This is a genomic window from Acidovorax sp. K2F, assembly GCF_025246485.1.
Taxonomy (GTDB): domain Bacteria; phylum Pseudomonadota; class Gammaproteobacteria; order Burkholderiales; family Burkholderiaceae_C; genus Acidovorax; species Acidovorax delafieldii.
In genome coordinates, this window is sequence record NZ_JAOBSQ010000026.1 from 115,489 (window position 1) to 134,972 (window position 19,484).

At 61.2% G+C, this 19,484-nt stretch carries 22 protein-coding genes; 20 read left to right on the forward strand and 2 right to left on the reverse strand.

Going from position 1 to position 19,484, the window contains the following annotated elements:
- Positions 1 to 9: 9 nt before the first annotated feature.
- Positions 10 to 786 (reverse strand): SAM-dependent methyltransferase, encoded by a 777-nt coding sequence (locus N4G42_RS07745; RefSeq protein ID WP_121943435.1) that lies wholly within the window; start codon positions 784 to 786, stop codon positions 10 to 12.
- On the reverse strand, positions 783 to 1,382 hold the full coding sequence (locus N4G42_RS07750) for a Maf family nucleotide pyrophosphatase (protein ID WP_056747581.1): 600 nt from the start codon (positions 1,380 to 1,382) through the stop codon (positions 783 to 785). The genes N4G42_RS07745 and N4G42_RS07750 overlap by 4 nt, the downstream gene beginning before the upstream one ends.
- Positions 1,383 to 1,407: 25 nt before the next feature.
- Here N4G42_RS07750 and N4G42_RS07755 point away from each other — a divergent pair, with 25 nt between their 5' ends.
- The 20 genes from N4G42_RS07755 (at position 1,408) to N4G42_RS07850 (ending at position 19,466) form a co-directional block, all read left to right on the forward strand.
- Entirely contained in the window at positions 1,408 to 1,956 is a 549-nt protein-coding gene (locus N4G42_RS07755; protein WP_056061340.1) for a YceD family protein, read from the forward strand.
- A 111-nt stretch (positions 1,957 to 2,067) separates the two neighbouring features.
- Positions 2,068 to 2,250 (forward strand): 50S ribosomal protein L32, encoded by a 183-nt coding sequence (gene rpmF / locus N4G42_RS07760; RefSeq protein ID WP_005794249.1) that lies wholly within the window; start codon positions 2,068 to 2,070, stop codon positions 2,248 to 2,250.
- Positions 2,251 to 2,357: 107 nt separating this feature from the next.
- Complete coding sequence (gene plsX, locus N4G42_RS07765; RefSeq protein ID WP_099729686.1) at positions 2,358 to 3,410, forward strand: phosphate acyltransferase PlsX; 1,053 nt, start codon at positions 2,358 to 2,360, stop codon at positions 3,408 to 3,410.
- Positions 3,410 to 4,387: a beta-ketoacyl-ACP synthase III gene (locus tag N4G42_RS07770; protein ID WP_099729687.1), complete on the forward strand. Its 978-nt coding sequence runs from the start codon at positions 3,410 to 3,412 to the stop codon at positions 4,385 to 4,387. Before plsX ends, N4G42_RS07770 begins: the two co-directional genes overlap by 1 nt.
- 59 nt (positions 4,388 to 4,446) lie before the next feature.
- On the forward strand, positions 4,447 to 5,397 hold the full coding sequence (fabD, locus tag N4G42_RS07775; protein ID WP_260666771.1) for an ACP S-malonyltransferase: 951 nt from the start codon (positions 4,447 to 4,449) through the stop codon (positions 5,395 to 5,397).
- Positions 5,394 to 6,152 (forward strand): 3-oxoacyl-ACP reductase FabG, encoded by a 759-nt coding sequence (gene fabG, locus N4G42_RS07780; protein ID WP_056061353.1) that lies wholly within the window; start codon positions 5,394 to 5,396, stop codon positions 6,150 to 6,152. The genes fabD and fabG overlap by 4 nt, the downstream gene beginning before the upstream one ends.
- 103 nt (positions 6,153 to 6,255) lie before the next feature.
- Complete coding sequence (gene acpP, locus N4G42_RS07785; RefSeq protein ID WP_003058049.1) at positions 6,256 to 6,495, forward strand: acyl carrier protein; 240 nt, start codon at positions 6,256 to 6,258, stop codon at positions 6,493 to 6,495.
- Positions 6,496 to 6,543: 48 nt separating this feature from the next.
- Complete coding sequence (gene fabF, locus N4G42_RS07790) at positions 6,544 to 7,788, forward strand: beta-ketoacyl-ACP synthase II (RefSeq protein ID WP_260666772.1); 1,245 nt, start codon at positions 6,544 to 6,546, stop codon at positions 7,786 to 7,788.
- A gap of 329 nt (positions 7,789 to 8,117) precedes the next feature.
- A complete protein-coding gene (locus tag N4G42_RS07795) occupies positions 8,118 to 8,432 on the forward strand; it encodes a hypothetical protein (protein WP_225580908.1) in 315 nt (104 codons plus the stop codon).
- A gap of 6 nt (positions 8,433 to 8,438) precedes the next feature.
- Complete coding sequence (rpoE, locus tag N4G42_RS07800) at positions 8,439 to 9,065, forward strand: RNA polymerase sigma factor RpoE (RefSeq protein WP_015013192.1); 627 nt, start codon at positions 8,439 to 8,441, stop codon at positions 9,063 to 9,065.
- A gap of 9 nt (positions 9,066 to 9,074) precedes the next feature.
- Positions 9,075 to 9,725: a sigma-E factor negative regulatory protein gene (locus N4G42_RS07805; protein ID WP_082522408.1), complete on the forward strand. Its 651-nt coding sequence runs from the start codon at positions 9,075 to 9,077 to the stop codon at positions 9,723 to 9,725.
- 110 nt (positions 9,726 to 9,835) lie between these two features.
- Positions 9,836 to 10,822, forward strand: a complete 987-nt coding sequence (locus N4G42_RS07810; RefSeq protein WP_409557808.1) for a MucB/RseB C-terminal domain-containing protein — start codon at positions 9,836 to 9,838, stop codon at positions 10,820 to 10,822.
- A 182-nt stretch (positions 10,823 to 11,004) separates the two neighbouring features.
- A complete protein-coding gene (locus N4G42_RS07815) occupies positions 11,005 to 12,453 on the forward strand; it encodes a Do family serine endopeptidase (protein WP_409557809.1) in 1,449 nt (482 codons plus the stop codon).
- Between the two features lie 510 nt (positions 12,454 to 12,963).
- A complete protein-coding gene (gene lepA, locus N4G42_RS07820) occupies positions 12,964 to 14,772 on the forward strand; it encodes a translation elongation factor 4 (protein ID WP_056061364.1) in 1,809 nt (602 codons plus the stop codon).
- Positions 14,772 to 15,746 carry a signal peptidase I gene (gene lepB, locus N4G42_RS07825; RefSeq protein ID WP_260666775.1) on the forward strand — a complete coding sequence of 325 codons (975 nt, stop codon included), beginning with the start codon at positions 14,772 to 14,774 and terminating at the stop codon, positions 15,744 to 15,746. The genes lepA and lepB overlap by 1 nt, the downstream gene beginning before the upstream one ends.
- 37 nt (positions 15,747 to 15,783) lie before the next feature.
- Positions 15,784 to 16,146 carry a DUF4845 domain-containing protein gene (locus tag N4G42_RS07830; RefSeq protein ID WP_260666776.1) on the forward strand — a complete coding sequence of 121 codons (363 nt, stop codon included), beginning with the start codon at positions 15,784 to 15,786 and terminating at the stop codon, positions 16,144 to 16,146.
- The gene (gene rnc / locus N4G42_RS07835; RefSeq protein ID WP_116749307.1) at positions 16,147 to 16,830 is read left to right on the forward strand and encodes a ribonuclease III; all 684 of its coding nucleotides are present in this window, start codon (positions 16,147 to 16,149) and stop codon (positions 16,828 to 16,830) included.
- A complete protein-coding gene (gene era / locus N4G42_RS07840; RefSeq protein WP_260666777.1) occupies positions 16,827 to 17,831 on the forward strand; it encodes a GTPase Era in 1,005 nt (334 codons plus the stop codon). Before rnc ends, era begins: the two co-directional genes overlap by 4 nt.
- Before the next feature lie 91 nt (positions 17,832 to 17,922).
- Positions 17,923 to 18,687 (forward strand): DNA repair protein RecO, encoded by a 765-nt coding sequence (recO, locus tag N4G42_RS07845; protein WP_260666778.1) that lies wholly within the window; start codon positions 17,923 to 17,925, stop codon positions 18,685 to 18,687.
- A complete protein-coding gene (locus N4G42_RS07850; RefSeq protein WP_260666779.1) occupies positions 18,684 to 19,466 on the forward strand; it encodes a pyridoxine 5'-phosphate synthase in 783 nt (260 codons plus the stop codon). Before recO ends, N4G42_RS07850 begins: the two co-directional genes overlap by 4 nt.
- The last annotated feature ends 18 nt before the right edge of the window (positions 19,467 to 19,484 follow it).

The window sequence follows — 19,484 nt, forward strand, 5'->3', positions numbered from 1 at the left end:
GTCGCTGCCTCAACGCCCCAGCGCAAACACCACGGGGGTGCGGTTGTCCGGCGGTGCGGGCTGCTGCTTCCACTGGCGTACCAGCTGACTTTGCACCCGCGCGTCGGGCAGGGTCAGGCCGCTGGCCAGCGCCAGCCGGGTGTGCGGCTGCAGGGTCTGAACCAGTGCCTGCCACAGGGCCGGGTTGCGGTACGGGGTCTCGATGAACAGCTGGGTCTGGCCCGTGCGCAGCGCGATGCCTTCCAGCTCCTTGATGCGCTGTGTGCGCTCTTGTCCGTCTTGTGGCAGGTAGCCGACGAAGGCGAAGTTTTGTCCATTGAGGCCACTGGCAGCCAGGGCCAGCAGCAGCGACACCGGCCCTACCAACGGCACCACGCGCAGGCCCAGGTCGTGCGCAGCCCGCACCACCGACGAGCCAGGGTCAGCCACTGCGGGCATGCCCGCTTCGCTGACCAAGCCGATGTCGTGCCCGTTCAAGGCCGCAGCCAGCAGCGGGCGGGCGTCGAACGGCGCCGAGCCTTTGTCGCCGTGGTCGCCTTTTTTGTGCACTTCACGCGGCAACTCAGTGATCTGCTGTTGCTGCAAAGAGAGGGCCAGGGGGTGCAGCGCGTCAATGCGCTTGAGGTAGGCGCGCGTGCTCTTGGCGTTTTCGCACACCCAGTGGGTCAGTCGGGCGGCTGTCTGCAGGGTGGCTGAGGGCAGGGCATCCTGCAGTGGGGCCTGGGTGTCGCAGCCAAAGTCGAGGGGGGCGGGCACCAGAAACAGCGTGCCGGTTTTTACGTTCATGGCAGCACCAGCCCTGCTGCGCGCAGCATGCGGCATGTGCGGATCAGTGGCAGCCCGATGAGTGCCGTGGGGTCGTCGCTGTGGATGGCGTCCAGCAGGGCAATACCAAGGCCTTCGCTCTTGGCGCTGCCTGCGCAGTCGTAGGGCTGCTCGGCGCGCAGGTAGCGCTCGATTTCTTCATCCGACAAGTCTCGGAACTTCACCTCCACGGGGGCGAGGTCCACCTGTTCAAAGCCGGTGGCCGCGCACACCACCGCCAGGGCGGTTTGGAACACCACCGTCTGGCCGCGCATCTGGCGCAACTGCTGCACCGCGCGATCGTGTTGGCCCGGTTTGCCCAGCGGCTCCCCGGCCAGGTCGGCCACCTGGTCGGATCCGATCACCACGGCTTCGGGGTGCTGCCGCGCCACAGCTTGCGCTTTGGCCAGAGCCAGGCGCAAGGCCAGGGCGCGGGGCGCCTCGCCGGGCAGGGGGGTCTCATCGACGTGGGGGGCGGTCACTTCGAAAGGCAGGTTCAGCCGTTCCAGCAATTCGCGCCGGTAGCGCGAGGTCGAGCCCAATACCAGAGGGCGTTGCGGGGAGGGGGATTGATGCATGCGCCGATTCTCTTACACTGCCGCCATGACCAAGGAATTCTCCGCACAGCGCCTCGACGTGAAAGCCTTCGCACAGGCGGGCGGTCGGCTGGCGGGACACGACTCGCTGCTGAAGTACGAACGCCTGGCGCAAGAGGCCAAAGGCCTGCACCCCGACCTGTTGGTGGACTGGGAGGCGACGGGCGAAGTGCGCACTGCCCTGGGAGGCATGGGGCAGGTCTGGCTGCACATCAAGGTGCGCGCCAGCTTTCCCATGGAGTGCCAGCGCTGCCTGACGCCGGTTGATGTGCCCCTGGAGGTGGATCGTGAGTTCCGCTTTGTGGCGGACGAAGCCACGGCCGAGGCCCTGGACGATGAGAGCGAAGAAGACCTGCTGGCCCTGAGCCGCGAGTTTGATCTGCACGAGCTCATCGAAGACGAGCTGTTGATGGCGTTGCCCGTGGTGCCCAAACACGACGAGTGCCCGACCTCGGTGCCGCTGGCGTCTTCGGACGACGATTTTGAAGAAGCCAACGCCGAAAAACCCAACCCGTTTGCCGCGCTGGCAGCCTTGCGCAAAGACGCCAAGGACTGATTCATCGACCCAAAAATCATTTGGGTTATAATCGTGGGCTTCACGCGAACCCCATCGTGTCTTTTTGGGCTGATCGCGTTTTTACCAACCTATTCCAGATCAGGAGCCATCATGGCCGTTCAGCAAAACAAAAAGTCCCCTTCCAAGCGCGGCATGCACCGCTCGCACAATGCCCTGAACGTGCCAGGCATTGCCGTGGAACCCACCACTGGTGAAACGCACCTGCGTCACCACATCAGCCCCAACGGTTTCTACCGTGGCCGTCAGGTGCTGAAAAACAAGTCTGAAGCCTGACCTTCACCCCATCCAAAGGCCCGTTGCTACAAACCCTGTAGCGCGGGCCTTTGTTTTGACCGTCGTATTCATCTCTCGGCCCTTTGGGCCGGCCGGACAAGTCGCCCATGATCACACTGGCTGTTGACTGCATGGGGGGCGACCATGGCCCCCGCGTCACGCTCGCGGCGTGCCGCCAGTTTCTCGACCACCACCCGGATGCCCGTCTGCTGCTCGTTGGCCTGGCGGACAGCCTGCAATCGTTCTCCCACGACCGAGCCACCATCGTTCCCGCTACCGAAGTGGTCGCTATGGATGACCCGGTGGAAGTGGCCTTGCGCAAGAAGAAAGATTCTTCGATGCGCGTGGCCATCCAGCAAGTCAAGGATGGCACGGCTTCGGCGGCCGTGTCTGCGGGCAATACCGGTGCCTTGATGGCCATCGCCCGCTATCTACTCAAGACTTTGGACGGTATCGACCGTCCTGCCATCGCTACCCAGCTGCCCAACGCCACCGGTGGTGCCACGACGGTGCTGGACCTGGGGGCCAACGTCGATTGCTCGGCCGAGCACCTGCTGCAGTTCGCCGTGATGGGCTCTGCCCTGGTATCCGTCCTTCAGGAGGGTGGCGAGCCCACGGTGGGTTTGCTGAACATTGGTGAAGAGGTCATCAAAGGCAGTGAGGTGATCAAAAAGGCGGGTGAATTGCTGCGATCTGCCGCTAATTCCGGCGATTTGAACTTCTATGGCAATGTGGAGGGCAACGATATCTTCAAGGGTACGGTGGATATCGTGGTCTGTGATGGTTTTGTGGGCAATGTGGCGCTCAAGGCCAGCGAAGGTGTGGCCTCGATGATCATCGGAGCACTTAAAACCGAATTTTCACGCCACATTTTTACCAAAATGGCCGCTATCGTCGCCTATCCGATCTTAAAAGCGTTGATGAAGCGCATGGATTACCGCCGTTACAACGGCGCGGCGTTGCTCGGCCTGCGCGGGCTGGTGTTCAAGAGTCACGGATCGGCAGACGCCATGGCTTTCGAGCAGGCGTTGAACCGGGCGTATGATGCAGCCCGCAACAACCTGCTCGACCGTGTCCGGACCCGGATTGCGCACGCGGCGCCCCTGCTGGCGCCTGCAGATGCCCAGCCCCAGCCTGGCGTTGCGGCGACCGCACAATAATGAGACGTTATTCCCGCATTACCGGCACCGGCAGCTACCTGCCTCCCCGCCGGTTGACCAACGCTGATCTGGTCGCCGAACTGGGCCAGCGCGGTATCGAAACCTCCGATGAATGGATTGTGGAGCGCACCGGCATCCGGGCGCGCCACTTTGCGGCGCCGGATGTGACCGCCAGCGACTTGGGGTTGGAGGCTGCGCGCAATGCCCTGCAGGCCGCCGGCCTGCAGCCCACCGATATCGATCTGATCATCGTGGCCACGTCCACGCCGGACATGGTGTTCCCGTCCGTTGCGTGTATCTTGCAGAACAAGCTGGGTGCCAATGGATGCCCTGCGTTTGATGTGCAAGCTGTGTGCAGCGGTTTTGTCTATGCCCTGTCGGTGGCGGACGCCATGATCCAGACAGGTGCTGCCAACCGCGCGCTGGTGATTGGTGCAGAGGTTTTCAGCCGCATCCTGGACTTCAACGACCGCACCACCTGTGTGTTGTTCGGTGATGGTGCGGGCGCTGTGGTGCTGGAGGCCTCTGACACGCCTGGCATTCTGTCGAGCGACCTGCACGCCGACGGCAAGCATGTCGATATTTTGTGTGTGCCCGGCAATGTGTCCGGCGGCAAGGTGCTTGGGGATCCGGTCCTCAAAATGGACGGACAGGCGGTCTTCAAGCTGGCAGTGGGTGTGCTGGAAAAGGCGGCCCACGCGGCCCTGGCCAAGGCTGGGCTGACCGAGGCCGATATCGACTGGCTGATCCCGCACCAGGCCAACATCCGCATCATGCAGAGCACCGCCCGCAAACTGAAGATGTCCATGGACAAGGTGGTGGTCACGGTGGACCAACACGGCAACACCTCGGCAGCCTCCATTCCGCTGGCTTTGGACCATGGGGTGCGCACCGGTCAGGTCAAGAAAGGCGAAACCCTGCTGCTCGAAGGTGTGGGTGGTGGTTTTACCTGGGGTGCTGTGCTCCTGAAGTTGTAGCTGCTAGCGCAATAGATACTAGCGCTACCGGCCGGTTTCATCATATTTCTGGATTTTTCATGAAGTCTTTTGCATTTGTCTTTCCGGGGCAAGGCTCGCAATCGGTTGGCATGCTCGATGGTTGGGGTGACCACCCGGTGGTGGCGCAGACCCTGCAGGAAGCCTCGGATGCTCTGGGTGAGGATGTCGGCCTGCTGATCAAGGAAGGCCCCAAGGAGGCTTTGGCCCTCACCACCAACACCCAGCCGGTGATGCTGGTCGCTGGCGTGGCGGCATGGCGGGTGTGGCGCGCAGAAGGTGGCGCAGCCCCGGTGGCCGTTGCCGGGCATTCGCTGGGCGAATACTCCGCCCTGGTGGCGGCTGGTGTGTTGACGCTCGCGCAGGCGGCCCCGCTGGTGCGGCTGCGTGCGGCGGCCATGCAAGAGGCGGTGCCTGTCGGCACCGGCGCCATGGCGGCCATTCTGGGCATGGAGGCTTCCAAGGTCATCGCTGGTTGTGCCGAGGCTTTGGCATCGTTCGGGCCAGGTACGGCTGAGGTGGTGGAGGCTGTCAATTTCAACGACCCGATCCAGACCGTGATCGCCGGTACCAAGGCGGGTGTGGACAAGGCCTGTGTGGTGCTCAAGGCGGCGGGCGCCAAGCGCGCATTGCCCCTGCCAGTGTCGGCGCCTTTCCATTCCAGCCTGATGAGGCCTGCGGCTGAAAAGCTGCGTATGGCGCTGGCGGAGGTTGCGCTTGCTACCCCTCAGATTCCGGTGGTCAACAACGTGGACGTGGTGGTGCAGCAAGACGCTGATGCCATTCGCGAAGCGCTCTACCGCCAGGCCTTTGGCCCCGTCCGCTGGGTGGAATGCGTGCAGGCGCTGAAAGGCCGTGGTGTGACGCACATCATTGAATGTGGCCCTGGCAAGGTGCTGGCAGGCCTCACCAAACGCATCGACCCTGAACTGGTCGGCGCAGCATTGTTTGACTCGGCCACGCTGGCTGAAACCCGGGAGTTGTTGGCATGACGGAATCGACCCAGACAGCAGTGCAGGCGGCGCAAGTGGCGCTGGTGACCGGTGCATCGCGCGGCATCGGTGCTGCCATTGCCCTGGAGTTGGCGGTGCGCGGCTACCAGGTGGTGGGTACAGCCACCACGGATGAAGGCGCTGCGCGCATCAGCCAGGCGCTGTCGGCTTACCCTGGTTGCCGCGGTGCCAATCTGAACGTGAACGATGTGGCTGCGGTCGAGGCCCTGATGGACGCCATCGTCAAGCAGCAAGGTGGCCTGCATGTGCTGGTGAACAACGCGGGCATTACGCGCGACACTCTGGCCATGCGCATGAAAGACGACGACTGGGATGCCGTGCTGGACACCAATCTCAAGGCGGTATTCCGCACGAGCCGCGCAGCGATCCGGCCGATGATGAAGCAGCGCTTTGGGCGCATCATCAGCATCACCAGCGTGGTGGGTGCGTCGGGCAATCCAGGCCAGGCCAACTACGCTGCGGCCAAGGCGGGTGTGGCGGGCATGACGCGCGCACTGGCCCGTGAGCTGGGCAGCCGCAGCATCACCGTGAACTGCGTCGCACCCGGTTTCATCGAGACCGACATGACCTCCGTGTTGCCCGAAGACCAGCAAAAAGCGCTCAATGCGCAGATCCCGCTGGGTCACATGGGCAAGCCGGCCGACATCGCACACGCCGTGGCGTACCTTGCCTCGCGCGAGGCTGGCTATGTGACGGGGCAGGAGTTGCATGTCAATGGCGGCATGTACATGTAGTTATTGAAAGTTAACGCCGGTTCATCCGGACGGCGGGTCGTTTAGGGGCTTCTCCTTAAGCGGCTAGAATCGCGGATTCATTCACAACCCCCAGAGGGAAACCATGAGCGATATCGAAGCACGCGTCAAAAAAATCATTGCCGAACAACTCGGTGTGGAAGAGTCCCAAGTCACCAATGAAAAGGCCTTCGTGGCAGACCTCGGTGCCGACTCGCTCGACACGGTGGAACTGGTGATGGCTCTGGAAGACGAATTCGGCATCGAGATCCCGGACGAAGACGCCGAGAAGATCACCACGGTGCAAAACGCCATCGACTACGCCAACACCCACCAGAAGGCCTGAGCAGCGCCCTGCGCCTGACTCAAGCGATCAGCAGAAGGTTTTATACGCATGAGCCGTCGTCGCGTTGTCGTGACCGGCCTGGGTTGCGTCAGCCCCGTGGGTAACACGGTGGCCGAGTCCTGGGCCAATCTCCTTGCCGGCCAGTCCGGCATTGATCTCATCACCAAGTTCGATGCATCGAACTTCGCCTGCAAGATTGCGGGAGAGGTCAAAGGTCTTGACCTGGAGTCGTACATCAGCGCCAAGGATGCGCGCGCGATGGATACCTTCATCCACTACGGCATCGCTGCTGCAGCGCAGGCCGTCCAGGACGCAGGGCTTCCCACGGGTGAAGCGCTCAGTGAGGAGTTCGCCACACGCATTGCCTGCGTGATCGGCTCCGGCATTGGCGGCCTCCCGCTGATCGAAAACACACACGCCGAGCTGGTCAGCCGCGGGCCACGGCGTATCACTCCATTTTTTGTACCTGCGTCCATCATCAACATGGTGGCAGGGCATGTGTCCATGCGCTTTGGCTTCAAGGGTCCCAACCTTGCCGTGGTGACCGCCTGCACGACAGGCTTGCACTGTATCGGCGAGGCCGGTCGCATGATCGAATACGGCGATGCGGACGTGGTCGTGGCTGGGGGCACCGAATCCACGGTATCTCCGCTGGGCATCGGCGGGTTTGCTGCCATGCGGGCCCTGTCCACTCGCAACGACGACCCCAAGACGGCATCCCGCCCCTGGGACAAGGACCGCGACGGTTTTGTGCTGGGCGAAGGCGCCGGTGTGATGGTGCTCGAAGAGTACGAACATGCCAAGGCGCGAGGCGCCAAGATTTATGCCGAACTCAGCGGCTTCGGCATGAGCGCAGATGCAGGTCACATGACCGCTCCCAACATGGATGGGCCCCGGCGCGCCATGCTCAGCGCGTTGCGCAACGCCGGGATCAATGCCGATCAGGTGGATTACCTTAACGCCCACGGCACGTCCACTCCCCTGGGTGACATCAACGAAACCAACGCAATCAAGGCGGCCTTGGGCGACCACGCCTACAAGACCGTTGTGAGCTCCACCAAATCCATGACGGGCCACTTGCTCGGCGGTGCGGGGGGAATTGAGAGTGTGTTCACCGTGCTGGCACTGCATGAACAAAAAGTGCCGCCCACCATCAACCTGTTCAACCAGGATCCGGAGTGTGATCTCGACTACTGCGCCAATACGGCGCGGGACATGAAGGTTGATGTGGCCGTCAAGAACAACTTTGGCTTTGGCGGCACCAACGGAACGCTGGTATTCAAACGCGTCTGATTGCGCGCATATACCAATCTCGGATTCGGTGGCAATACGTATCGCTTGTGGGCCTGCGGGCGATGTGTTATTGACTGTGGTGTCGGTCCGTCATCGAGTTGGCGCTTGATCCATCCGTCGAAGGGAGCTGTCTTGTGACGCGGCTTTCGAGACGGCCTCCCTCTGTCCAATATCCGTTGGGTCGCAGTCGGGTGCTGGGCGTGCTGTTGGCTGCCTGGGTGCTTGCTGGTGGTGCCGTTTTGGTTGCCTGGATCGCTTTGGGTAGCCGTGCTGCGCATCTGTCTATCGCAGTGGCCCTGTGTTTCTGGCTGCCAGCGATGGCGGCTGCCATGCACTTTTGGTGGAGCCAAGCCCGTGGAGTTTTGCAGTTCGACGGCCAAGCCTGGACGCTGAACCGAGTGGCGCCGCCCACCAGTGTGCCGCTGACGCTTTCAGCGCCCCCGGAGGTGCTTCTGGATCTGCAGGCGCATCTGTGGGTGCGCATCTTGCTCGTCGGACATCCGCCGCTGTGGTTGTGGCTGGAGCGTTCCAGTCAGCCAGAGCGCTGGATGGACTTGCGCCGTGCGGTATATTCGCGCGCCAGATCGGGCGCTGACAACGCTGACGAAACCGCCCGGCAAGCTGCCCCAGGGCGTGAATACTGAGTATCCATGACTGTAATTCCGCCTTCCCCCTCCGAAGACAGCGACCTCCAACTGGTGGAGCGCACGGTAGCGGGCGACCAGCGCGCCTATGAATTGCTGGTCATCAAGTACCAACGCCGCATCGAACGACTGATCGGGCGCATGGTGCGCGACACGGACCTGGTGCAGGACATTGCCCAGGAAACCTTCATCCGCGCCTATCGGGCGCTGCACCAGTTTCGCGGCGACGCCCAGTTTTACACCTGGCTGTACCGGATTGCTGTCAATACAGCCAAGAAGGCGCTCATGGATATGAAGCGCAACCCGGTCATTTCCGAAAATGCATTCAGGGGTTCGGAGGACGAGGATGAAACTTCCCGCCTTGGACACGAACTAACCAGCGACGAAACCCCCGAAACTGTCCTTGCGGCCCAGGAAATCGCCCAGGTCGTGAATGCAGCCATGGAGGCCTTGCCCGATGATCTGCGCCAAGCTGTCACGCTGCGAGAGATCGAAGGGCTCAGTTATGAAGAAATTGCTACCGCGATGGGGTGCCCCATTGGTACGGTGCGATCTCGAATTTTTCGGGCGCGAGAAGCCATTTCGGCCAAAGTGCGACCCTTGCTCGAAAACCAGTCGGGCAAACGGTGGTGAGGTGATTGAATGAACAAGGCACAAACAGGTATCACCGCCTCGGCGGACGTCAGCTTGACCGGCGGACGGAGCGAACAGCTATCTGCTCTGGCGGATGGTCAGCTGCACGGCGATGAGTTTGCCGATGCGCTGGCCTGGGCGGCGGAAGACGAAGGACGCGACACATGGGCGGTTTACCACCTTGTGGGCGATGCGTTGCGTTCTTCTGATTTGGCGCGGCCAGCAAATCCAGCGTTTCTGTCCCGCTTGCGCGAAGAGCTGGCCAAGGAGGCTCCGCCACAGCGTCCACATGTTCCAGCCCAACTGGGCATCGTAGCCACCCCTCTGCCTGTGGCTGCCAATGCTTCGGTTTTCCGTTGGAAGATGGTTGCGGGTTTTGCGTCGCTGGCCGCCGTGGCGGCCATTGGCTGGACCTCGTTTTCCCAACTGCAGGGGGCGGGTGGAGCGGGTGCTCAACTGGCCGCGTCTTCCCCCGAGCGTGCGACGGCGCAAGGCGCGCCTGTCGTGGCTGTTGCTGATGCGGACGGCCAGCAAGTGATGATCCGGGATCCTCGATTGGATGAGTTGCTGGCGGCCCATAAGCAGTTTGGCAGTACGTCGGCCCTGCAGATGCCTGCTGGCTTTTTGCGCAACGCTACTTTTGAGACTCCTGGCCGCTGAATCGTGAACGGTATGTCTGGCGCTGAGATCGTGTGATGAACCCCTCTGGAGTTGCGAAGGTCTTTGGAAATACCCGGGTTCGATGGCTTGGCTCGCTGATAGCCGCAGCGATGTGTGGCTTGTTCGTGGGGCCTGTGGCGGGGGCTCCTGCTGCATCCTCTGAGTCAACTACCACTGCAGTGGCCGAGCGCGACATGGCGCAGTGGATCGAGCGCATGCACAGCGCACCGTGCAGCCGAGCCTATGCCGGAACCTTTGTGGTGTTGTCGGCCAACGGCGCCATGTCCAGCTCACGCATCTGGCACGCATGCGATGGCCAGCAACAATTGGAGCGGGTTGAATCGCTCAGTGGCACTCCGCGCACGGTCTATCGCCGTAACGACGAAGTTCGTACCTTCCTGCCCCAGGCGCGCGTTGTGCGGTCAGACCGCCGCGATGTATCTGGGCTCTTTCCGCGCGTACCTGTGGTCAGTGGTACATCGATCGCCCAGTTCTACACGCCCCGCCTGCTGGGGCAGGAGCGCGTGGCTGGCTTCGTGTCGGACGTGGTCTGGTTTCAGCCGGCGGATACCCTGCGGTTCGGTTATCGGCTCTGGAGCGAGCGTGAAACCGGGCTGGTGGTGAAGCTGCAGACGCTGGCGGCTGATGGTCGGGTCTTGGAGCAAGCGGCTTTTTCCGAGCTGGATCTCAATGCGCCGGTGAAGGTTGATCAGCTGACGCGTCTGATGGACGCGACTTCGGGTTACAAGGTGGTGGCACCCTCAGTGGTCAAAACTACGGCAAAGGCCGAAGGTTGGGCCTTGCGCCAGCCCGTGGCCGGATTTGTGCCTGTCAGCTGTCACCGACGGGCGATGTCTGACGCTCCGGATGCCTCCAGTGTCTTGCAGTGCCTGTACTCCGATGGACTGGCCTCGGTGTCGTTGTTTCTGGAGCCCTTCGACCCGCAGCGTCATCCCGCGCAGCCCCAGGTGTCCAGCATGGGCGCTACACAGCTGGTAGCCCAGCGTGGGCCGTCAGACACGTGGTTGACCGCAGTGGGAGAGGTACCTCTGCAGACACTGCGCCTTTTTGTAGGTCAGCTGGAGCGCCTGCGCTGACAGCCGCGCTGCCGATGACTGCGGGCCGCCATACCCGGTCATTTGGCGGTTTGTGTGGGCATGGAGGGCGTGACGAATGCGGGGAACCATTTGGCGTCACACTCTTCACAGTCACACACAATTCGTGAACAGCATTCGCCAAGAATCAAGAAAGGTCGAAGATGCCGAAGTTTGATGGAAGTATGTTGCGTTCGGTGGCAGTGGCATGCCTGATGGGTGGTCTGGCCACGGTCTCGGTAGCGCCCCATGCGGCGTTGGCACAACCTGCACCGCTGGTTCGGGGCTTGCCTGATTTCACCGATCTGGTGGATCAGGTGGGGCCGTCAGTGGTCAACATCCGCACCGTCGAGAAAGCGTCCAGTCGAGCCAACGCCAATGGCATGGACGAAGAGATGCTGGAATTTTTTCGCCGATTTGGGGTACCCATCCCCAATGCTCCGCGTCAACAGCGGCCTCAACGGCCTCAACAGGAAGAAGAGGCGCAGCCACGTGGAGTGGGATCGGGTTTCATTCTGACCTCTGACGGGTTTGTGATGACCAACGCGCATGTGGTTGAAGGCGCTGACGAGGTCATTGTGACCTTGACGGACAAGCGTGAGTTCAAGGCGCGCATCGTGGGGGCTGACAAGCGCACTGACGTGGCCGTTGTGAAGATCGAGGCGTCAGGATTGCCTGCTGTGAAAGTGGGGGATGTGAGTCGCCTCCGAGTGGGCGAGTGGGTGATGGCGATCGGTTCACCCTTTGGGCTGGAAAACACGGTCACCGCGGGCATCGTCAGTGCCAAGCAGCGCGATACGGGTGACTACCTGCCCTTCATCCAGACTGATGTGGCCATCAACCCCGGAAACTCTGGCGGGCCGCTTATCAACATGCGTGGTGAGGTGGTGGGCATCAACAGCCAGATCTATTCCCGCTCTGGCGGATTCATGGGTATCTCGTTCGCCATCCCCATGGATGAAGCCATCCGTGTGAGTGAGCAGCTGCGCGCTTCGGGCCGTGTGACGCGTGGCCGTATCGGTGTCCAGATCGGGCAAGTCACCAAGGATGTTGCTGAGTCGATTGGCCTGGGCAAGGCGCAGGGCGCTCTGGTGACCGGAGTGGAGGCAGGATCGCCCGCCGACAAAGCGGGTGTGGAGGCGGGCGATATCATCACGCGCTTTGATGGCAAACCCATCGAGAAGGTGGCAGACCTGCCGCGCCTTGTGGGGAACACCAAACCAGGCAATCGCAGTTCGCTGACGGTGTTCCGTCGCGGTGCATCCCGTGATCTGGCCATCACCATCGCGGAGATCGAACCTGACAAGCCCGCCACCAAAGTAGCCGAGCGCGAGGAGAAGCCCAAGGCCTCTGCCGCTGCACAGCAGATCGGTTTGTCAGTGACGGAACTGACGGATGCCCAGAAGAAGGAACTCAAGCTCAAGGGCGGGGTGGTCGTGGCGACCGCCACGGACGCGGCAGCACGCGCTGGCCTCCGGGAAGGGGACATCATCCTGTCGGTTGCCAACACCGAAGTGGCGGGCGTGAAAGAGTTTGAATCCGTGTTGTCCAAGGCTGATAAGAGCAAGTCCATCAACGTGCTGTATCGCCGTGGTGAGTGGGCTCAGTACGCGCTGATTCGCCCCGGCAGATAAGCGCCACAAGCGAGAACGAGGATGGCCCGGAGTCGGGCCATTCCCTACGTTTCAAGGGGGCCATTGTCGGTGCCTGGTTTTTTTTGAGGGGTTGGTAGGAGGCGTCCACACCAGTCTAGATGTTAGCTTTTGCTAACTTTTCAGAGGTCCATCAACCAGTTTCGATAGAATAGAGACTTGCGTTCAACGCTTATCTGCATATCGACGGGCGCTCTGTTCACGATGTGGGATGTTTTTGAGCAATGCACAATTGATCCACAGCTCACCCACAAGTTGTCCAGCGTTGTTCTTGTGCAGACTGTGTATAAACTGTGTATAAAATTCCTGTTGCACCCTGGCAACTTCCCTTGGATGCCGAGGGTCGGGCTTTTTCAGGCGGCCTTTTTGCCTACAATGAAGCTCCAACTATCGCAGTTGCCAATGATTGTTGGTTCAGGGCGCGTCGCCATTCGACGCGCCCTTTTTTCTTGTGCGCACTGTTTTAATTCAATCACTTGACGCTTTCCGTTGATGAATCACATCAGAAATTTTTCCATCATTGCGCACATCGACCATGGCAAGTCGACGCTTGCCGACCGCTTGATTCAGCGGTGCGGGGGTCTTGCAGATCGTGAGATGGAGGCCCAGGTTCTGGACTCGATGGATATCGAAAAAGAGCGTGGGATAACCATCAAGGCGCAGACCGCTGCGCTGCAGTACAAGGCCCAGGATGGGCAGGTCTACAACCTCAATCTGATCGACACGCCAGGGCATGTGGACTTCTCGTATGAGGTGAGTCGTTCGCTGTCTGCATGCGAGGGTGCGCTGTTGGTGGTGGATGCATCGCAGGGGGTCGAAGCGCAGACTGTGGCCAACTGCTACACCGCTCTGGATCTGGGTGTGGAAGTGGTGCCGGTGCTCAACAAGATGGATCTGCCCAACGCTGATCCAGACAACGCCAAGGCCGAGATCGAAGATGTGATCGGCATTGATGCCACCGACGCGATTCCTTGTTCTGCCAAAACCGGTATGGGAATCGATGAGATTCTGGAGGCGATTGTTGCCAAGGTGCCCGCACCACGTGGCAATGCCGATGGCCCGCTGCGCGCGATGATCATCGACAGCTGGTTTGACAGCTACGTGGGGGTGGTCATGCTGGTGCGTGTGGTCGATGGCCGCTTGCTCAAGGGCGAGCGCATCAAGATGATGGCCACGGGCGCGGTGTACAACGCCGACAACCTGGGGGTGTTCACGCCCGCCAACGAGCCGCGCAATTCCCTCGATGCGGGGCAGGTGGGCTACATCATTGCCGGCATCAAGGAGCTGCAGGCCGCCAAGGTGGGTGACACCATCACGCTCGAGAAGAAGCTCCCCAACAATGCAGGGCCTGCTACGGACGCGCTGCCTGGTTTCAAGGAGATCCAGCCCCAGGTGTTCGCAGGTCTTTACCCCACCGAAGCCAGCGAGTACGACTCGCTGCGTGACGCCCTGGAAAAGCTCAAGCTCAACGATGCTTCGCTTCACTATGAGCCCGAGGTGAGTCAGGCGCTGGGCTTTGGCTTCCGCTGCGGCTTTCTTGGACTGTTGCACATGGAGATCGTGCAAGAGCGGCTGGAGCGCGAATTCGACCAGGACCTCATCACAACGGCCCCCAGTGTGGTCTATGAGGTGGTCAAGGCCGACGGCGAAGTGATCATGGTCGAGAACCCTTCCAAGATGCCTGACCAGGGTCGTCTGGAGGAAATCCGCGAGCCTATCGTGACGGTCCATCTGTACATGCCGCAGGATTATGTAGGCCCGGTGATGACGCTGGCCAATCAGAAGCGTGGCGTGCAGATGAACATGGCGTACCACGGTCGCCAGGTAATGCTCACTTACGAAATGCCGCTCGGTGAAATCGTGCTCGACTTCTTTGACAAGCTCAAATCGGTCTCCCGCGGCTACGCCTCCATGGACTATGAGTTCAAGGAGTACCGTGCCTCCGATGTGGTGAAGGTGGATATCCTGCTCAACGGAGAAAAGGTGGATGCCTTGTCCATCATCGTGCACCGTTCGCAGTCGCAGTACCGCGGCCGGGCAGTGGTTGCCAAGATGCGCGAGATCATCAGCCGCCAGATGTATGACGTGGCCATCCAGGCGGCCATCGGCGCCAACATCATTGCGCGAGAAACCATCAAGGCACTGCGCAAAAATGTGTTGGCCAAGTGTTATGGCGGCGATATCACCCGCAAACGCAAGCTTCTTGAGAAGCAGAAAGCAGGCAAAAAGCGCATGAAACAGATCGGATCGGTCGAGGTGCCTCAAGAGGCATTCCTGGCCATTTTGCAGGTGGAAGATTGATGCAATTCATGCAAATTTTGACGTCACTGGTGCTGGCGGCCTTCGTGGGCTATATCGGTGCCTGGTATACCGGAGCTATCGAGGGCAACTTTGCACTGCTTTTGTTTCTGGCGACGGTCGTCACCGGCATCTACTGGCTGGCAGAGCGCATTTATTTTCTGCCCCGGCGGCGCCGCGCGGCGCAGGCCATCGAGGACGCAGCAACTGAGCGGCGTGCAGAGCTGGATCGCATGGGCATCCAGAAGGTGGATGTGGATGTGCAGGAAGCCAAGGGCCGCATCCTCATGCAACCCTGGTGGCTGGACTGGACTGCGGGGTTGTTCCCAGTCATCGCTGCGGTGTTTTTCTTGCGCTCGTTTCTTTTCGAGCCTTTCAAGATTCCATCGGGCTCCATGATCCCAACGCTGCTCGTTGGCGACCTGATTTTGGTGAATAAATTCACCTATGGCATTCGATTGCCTGTCATCAACACACGGTTGACCGAGGGATCCAGGCCCGTTCGCGGCGATGTTCTGGTGTTCCGCTATCCACCACAGCCCAGCATGGACTACATCAAGCGTGTCGTAGGGGTGCCGGGCGATGAGGTGGCCTACATCAACAAGCGCCTCACCATCAACGGTAAAACTGTTGACACCAAGGCGTTGCCCGACTTCTTTGAAGAAGACTCCATGCGTTACTTCAAGCAGTTGGAAGAGCAACTGGGTGATCAGCCGCATCGGTTGCTGAACAATCCCGACGTGCCCGCTTTTGTGCAAGGCGCCAGCAATTTTGCTTATCGCGAAAACTGCCGCTACAGTGTAGAAGGTGTCACTTGCAAGGTGCCGGAGGGGCACTATTTCATGATGGGCGACAACCGCGACAACTCGCTCGATTCCCGTTACTGGGGGTTTGTGCCCGAGGGCAACATCGTGGGCAAGGCCTTTTTTGTCTGGATGAATTTCGGTAATCTCAAGCGCATCGGCTCGTTCCATTGAGTGCGGGCGATTGCAAATAACATTGAGGGGGTCATTGATGAAGACATATCGCACTGCAAGCCGCTCAAGCCAACGCGGGCTGTCGTTTTTCGGACTGATTTTTGTGGGGCTGATCGCTGTGGCGGCTTTTGCCATTGGCGGACAGTCGGTGCCGATTTTTCTGGAGTATGCGTCTGCGAAGAAGGCCATTGAGAAGGCTAAGCTCGAAACCACTGTTCCAGGAATTCGCGCAGCCTTTGATCGCGCCGCCACCATTGATGACATTCGGTCCATCCGAGGTGCCGATCTGGAGGTTACAAAACGCGGCGACAAGGTCGTCGTGTCTTTTAAATACTCGCGTGAAATTCCCCTGGCGGGGCCGGCTTATCTGGTCTACCGTCTTGAAGCGCAGACCAACTAGGTGCAGCCCGGTCTTTTAGCTCTGCAGGATCGCCTGCAGCATGTGTTTACCGATCCTTCGCTGCTCCAGCGTGCCACCACACACCGCAGTTTCTCTGCGGACCATAACGAGCGGCTTGAATTTCTGGGCGACTCCGTTTTGAACCTGGCGGTGGCCAGCCTGCTGTACCAGCGTTTGTCTGCGTTGCCCGAGGGGGACTTGTCGCGGGTGCGGGCCAATCTGGTCAAGCAGGACACGTTGCACCAGTTGGCGGTGCGACTCAAAGTCTCAGAGGTACTGCGCCTCGGAGAGGGTGAGGCGAAATCAGGGGGGCAGCAGCGCCCCTCCATCCTGGCGGACGCGTTGGAGGCCCTGATTGGGGCGGTGTATCTGGATGCTGGCTACACCAGCGCAGAAGCGCTGGTGCACCGTCTTTTCCAGGGCGTGGAGATCAACCCGCAGATGCAGGCAGCATCCAAGGACGCCAAAACCGCGTTGCAGGAGTGGCTCCAGGGCCGCAAAATGAGGCTGCCGCAGTACAAGGTGGTCGCGACGGTGGGTGCGGCCCACCGCCAGACCTTTGACGTCGAGTGCGATATTCCCGAACTGGGCCTGACCGAGCGTGGCATCGGCGGTTCCCGCAGGGCAGGCGAGCAAGCCGCCGCCGCGGCCATGCTGGCCACATTGAAAGCAAAGAATTTATGAATGACGCTACCAAAGATGTAGCTGCTGACCAGGGTGCTGAAAGCGCCCCGGTGCAAAACGATCTGGAAGCCATGCTGGCTGCTGCGGGGGCTCCGGCGGCTGTGCCCGGCCAACGCTGTGGTGTGATCGCCATTGTTGGCAAGCCCAACGTGGGCAAGTCCACCTTGCTCAATGCGCTGGTGGGGCAAAAGATCAGCATCACCTCGCGCAAGGCGCAGACCACGCGCCACCGCATCACGGGCATTCGCACCCTGGACCAGACGCAGTTCATTTTTGTGGACACCCCTGGTTTCCAGACCCGGCACGCCACCGCACTCAACAAGTCGCTGAACAAGACGGTGATGGGCGCGATTGGCGACGTGGACCTGATCCTTTTTGTGGTGGAAGCCGGCAACTTCACGCTGGCGGATGCCAAGGTGCTTTCGCTGTTCAAGCCGGGCATTCCCACGCTGCTGGTGGCCAACAAGCTGGACATGGTGCACCGCCGTGCCGAGCTGGCCCCCTGGCTCAAGAGCATGCAGGAGCGCCATCCGTTTGCCGAGTTCGTGCCCATGTCGGCCAAGAACAAGGGCGACATCGAGCGTTTGTTTGGCATCTGCGCCAAATTCCTGCCCGAGCAGGCCTGGTGGTATGGCGAGGATGAACTGACCGACCGCAGCGAGAAGTTCCTGGCCTCTGAAACCGTGCGCGAGAAGCTGTTTCGCTTCACGGGCGACGAACTGCCCTACACCTCGACCGTGGTCATCGACAAGTTCGATGAGGAAAAGAGCAAGCAGCACAAACGCCTGGTCAAGATTGCCGCCACCATCGTGGTGGAGCGTGACAACCACAAGATGATGGTCATTGGCGACAAGGGCGAGCGCCTGAAGCGCATTGGCACCGAGGCCCGCCAGGAGCTGGAAAAGCTCATGGACGCCAAGGTGTTCCTGGAGCTGTGGGTCAAGGTCCGCTCCGGCTGGGCCGATGACGAAGCCCGGGTCCGCTCCTTCGGCTACGAATAACCCCGAAAGCTGACTTCCCCGTCTTCCTGCGCGCACACCCCTCAGCAGACGTTACGGGCGATCCCTCCGTACCATTCATCCCCGCAGTACCGTGGCCGTAGCCAAGCGCATTTCTGATGAACCTGCGTTCGTGCTGCACAGCTACGACTGGAGCGAATCCAGCCTGATCCTGGAGGTCTTCTGCCGCCAGCAAGGGCGGACCGCACTCGTGGCCAAAGGGGCCAAGAAGCCCAGCTCCAACTTCCGCCCGGTGCTGCTGCCGCTGCAGCCCTTGCTGGTGACCTACACGCTCACGGGCGATGGCCATGCCGACATCCACACGCTTAAGGGCGCCGAATGGGTGGGGGGGCATGTGATGCCCACGGGAGATGCCTTGCTGTCGGGCATGTACCTCAATGAACTGCTGCTGCGCCTGCTGGCGAGGGCAGACCCGCACCCGGCGTTGTTTGATGCCTATTCAGGAGTGGTGCGCGTGCTGGCCAGTGAGCATGGCGATGCGCTCGAGGCGGTGCTGCGCAGTTTTGAGCTGCTGCTCCTGCGCGAGATCGGTCTCTTGCCGGGACTGGGCGTGCAGACCATGACCTTCGCCCCCCTGGAGCCGGGCACCCGCTACACCCTGGTACCCGAAGGCGGCTTGCGCGCCGCGTCGGCAGCGGACCGCGCAGGCCTGCTGGGCAGCCAGTGGCGGGCCCTGCAGCATGGCCTGGATGACGTGGCCAGCTACACCGCCACCTTGCGCGCATGTGCCCCCGTGGCGACCGAACTCAAGCCGCAGCTGCGTGCCCTGCTGCAATACCATTGCGGCAGCCCGACGCTGCGCACCCGCCAGCTCATGATTGATTTGCAGGCCCTATGAATCCATCCTCTCACTCTCCCCAGCGCACCGCCTTGTCCGTCAACGTCAACAAGGTGGCCTTGGTGCGCAACACGCGACACCTGGGCATTCCCAGCGTCACCCGCGCGGCCAAGTTGTGCCTGCAAGCGGGTGCGCAGGGCATCACGGTGCACCCCCGGCCCGACGAACGGCACATCCGCGGCCAGGACGTGCATGAGCTGGCAACACTGATGAAGGCATGGCCCGACCGCGAATACAACATCGAGGGCAACCCGTCGCAGAACCTGATGGACTTCATTCGCCAGGTGCGCCCCCAGCAGGCGACTTTTGTGCCCGACAGCGAGGACCAGTTCACCAGCGACCACGGCTGGAGCTTTCCGCAAGATGCCGAGCGCCTGGCGCCCCTGGTGGCCGAATGCAAGGCCCTGGGTGTGCGCGTGAGCCTCTTCATGGACCCGGTCCCCGAGCAAATGGCTGCGGCCAAGGCCGTGGGAGCCGACCGGGTGGAGCTGTACACCGAGCCCTATGCCGCCGCCTGGGGCTCGGCGCAGCAGGCGGCCGAGCTCAAACGCTATGCCGCAGCCGCCCAGGCTGCGCTGGACGTCGGATTGGGTGTTAACGCTGGCCATGACCTCAACCGGGACAACCTTGCGGCTTTTGTGCGCGAAGTGCCGGGCGTCCTGGAGGTCTCTATTGGCCATGCGCTGATTGCTGATGCGCTGGAGCTGGGCTACGCCGCAACCGTGCAGGCGTACCTGGATTGCATTGCCCAGGGCTTTGTGGGCGCAGGAAACTCCTGATTTGATAGCTGCAGAGGC